The 2,576-nt window shown below is 60.5% G+C and carries 1 protein-coding gene and 1 pseudogene; both read left to right on the top strand.

Annotated features, from left to right (window positions below; all coding sequences use genetic code 11):
* Positions 1 to 680: bacteriophage T4 gp5 trimerisation domain-containing protein (locus RTW80_RS23845; RefSeq protein WP_409415311.1), on the top strand; the 680-nt coding region annotated here is incomplete at its 5' end.
* A gap of 66 nt (positions 681 to 746) precedes the next feature.
* Positions 747 to 2,507: pseudogene (gene rhsD / locus RTW80_RS23840) on the top strand (rhs element protein RhsD); the annotation flags it as partial.
* Between the last annotated feature and the right edge of the window lie 69 nt (positions 2,508 to 2,576).

Below are 2,576 nucleotides of genomic sequence, written 5' to 3'. Positions count from 1 at the left end.
TGCAGGAAAACGGGGTGACCGAATGGAGTCCGCTGTTCAGCGAGCCGCATCCTTCCCGTGAGTTTTGTGTCCAGTACACCGAGGTGCTGAATAACCGCACCACTGATGTGATAAACAACCATGCTGAAACCATTGGCAACAATCAGATGATTGCGGTTACCAACAATCAGATACAGACGGTGGGTGTTAACCAGATAGAGACGGTGGGCAGTAACCAGATAATTAAAGTGGGTTCTGTTCAGGTGGAAACGATTGGACTTGTTCGTGCGCTGACCGTGGGCGTGGCGTACCAGACGACGGTAGGTGGCATTATGAACACTTCGGTGGCTCTGATGCAGTCCTCGCAGATCGGTTTGCATAAATCGTTGAGGGTCGGGCTGGGTTATGACGTCAAAGTCGGAAATAACGTTACCTTCACCGTTGGTAAAACGAAAAAGGATGATACCGGGCAGACCGCGATTTACTCCGCCGGTGAGCATCTGGAGCTCTGCTGTGGTAAGGCAAGGCTGGTGCTGACGAAGGACGGACAAATTTTTCTCAACGGCACAAAAATTCATTTGCAGGGTAAGGAGCAGGTTAATGGTGACTCACTGTTGATTAACTGGAACTGTGCAGCCTCGAAATCCCCACCGAAGACCCCTGATGAAAAGCAGGATACGCCGGATATGAGAGAGTACTGATCCCGTACCTGTTCGGTATTCAGTAACAAACAAGCATTAAAAATAAACAGAAGAAGGAATTGAATCATGAGCGGAAAACCAGCGGCGCGTCAGGGAGATATGACTCAGTATGGCGGTCCCATTGTCCAGGGTTCGGCAGGTGTAAGAATTGGCGCGCCCACCGGCGTGGCGTGCTCGGTGTGTCCGGGCGGGATGACTTCGGGCAACCCGGTAAATCCGCTGCTGGGGGCGAAGGTGCTGCCCGGCGAGACGGACCTTGCGCTGCCCGGCCCGCTGCCGTTCATTCTCTCCCGCACCTACAGCAGCTACCGGACCAGGACACCCGCGCCGGTGGGAGTGTTTGGCCCCGGCTGGAAAGCGCCTTCTGATATCCGCTTACAGCTACGCGATGATGCACTGGTACTCAACGACAACGGCGGGCGGAGCATTCACTTTGAGCCGCTGCTGCCGGGGGAGGCGGTGTACAGCCGCAGCGAGTCAATGTGGCTGGTGCGCGGTGGTAAGGCAGCGCAGCCGGACGGCCACACGCTGGCGCGGCTGTGGGGGGCGCTGCCGCCGGATATCCGGTTAAGCCCGCATCTTTACCTGGCGACCAACAGCGCACAGGGGCCGTGGTGGATACTGGGGTGGTCAGAGCGGGTGCCGGGTGCTGAGGACGTACTGCCAGCGCCGCTGCCGCCGTACCGGGTGCTTACCGGGCTGGCAGACCGTTTCGGGCGGACGCTGACGTACCGGCGTGAGGCCGCAGGCGACCTGGCCGGGGAAATCACCGGCGTGACGGACGGTGCCGGGCGGGAGTTCCGTCTGGTGCTGACCACGCAGGCGCAGCGTGCGGAAGAGGCCCGCACCTCTTCGCTATCTTCTTCTGACAGTTCCCGCCCTCTCTCAGCCTCAGCGTTCCCCGACACACTGCCCGGTACCGAATACGGCCCCGACAGGGGTATCCGCCTTTCGGCGGTGTGGCTGATGCACGACCCGGCATACCCGGAGAGCCTGCCCGCTGCGCCACTGGTGCGGTACACGTATACGGAAGCCGGTGAACTGCTGGCGGTATATGACCGCAGCAATACGCAGGTGCGCGCTTTCACGTATGACGCGCAGCACCCGGGCCGGATGGTGGCGCACCGTTACGCGGGAAGGCCGGAGATGCGCTACCGCTACGACGATACGGGGCGGGTGGTGGAGCAACTGAACCCGGCAGGGTTAAGCTACCGCTATCTTTATGAGCAGGACCGCATCACCGTCACCGACAGCCTGAACCGGCGTGAGGTGCTGCATACAGAAGGCGGGGCCGGGCTGAAACGGGTGGTGAAAAAAGAACTGGCGGACGGCAGCGTCACGCGCAGCGGGTATGACGCGGCAGGAAGGCTCACGGCGCAGACGGACGCGGCGGGACGGAGGACAGAGTACGGTCTGAATGTGGTGTCCGGCGATATCACGGACATCACCACACCGGACGGGCGGGAGACGAAATTTTACTATAACGACGGGAACCAGCTGACGGCGGTGGTGTACCCGGACGGGCTGGAGAGCCGCCGGGAATATGATGAACCGGGCAGGCTGGTATCGGAGACATCGCGCAGCGGGGAGACAGTACGCTACCGCTACGATGACGCGCACAGTGAGTTACCGGCGACGACAACGGATGCGACGGGCAGCACCCGGCAGATGACGTGGAGCCGCTACGGGCAGTTGCTGGCGTTCACTGACTGCTCGGGCTACCAGACCCGCTATGAATACGACCGCTTCGGCCAGATGACGGCGGTTCACCGCGAGGAAGGTATCAGCCTTTACCGCCACTATGACAACCGTGGCCGGTTAACCGCATCGCGGAGGATGCGCACTATGTCTACCGCCACGATGAATACGGCAGGCTGACGGAGAAGACGGACCGCA

Origin of the sequence: Escherichia sp. AM3, from assembly GCF_032029835.1 — a bacterium.
In the GTDB taxonomy this organism is placed as follows: domain Bacteria; phylum Pseudomonadota; class Gammaproteobacteria; order Enterobacterales; family Enterobacteriaceae; genus Escherichia; species Escherichia coli.
This window is presented reverse-complemented; position numbering and strand designations above follow the sequence as displayed.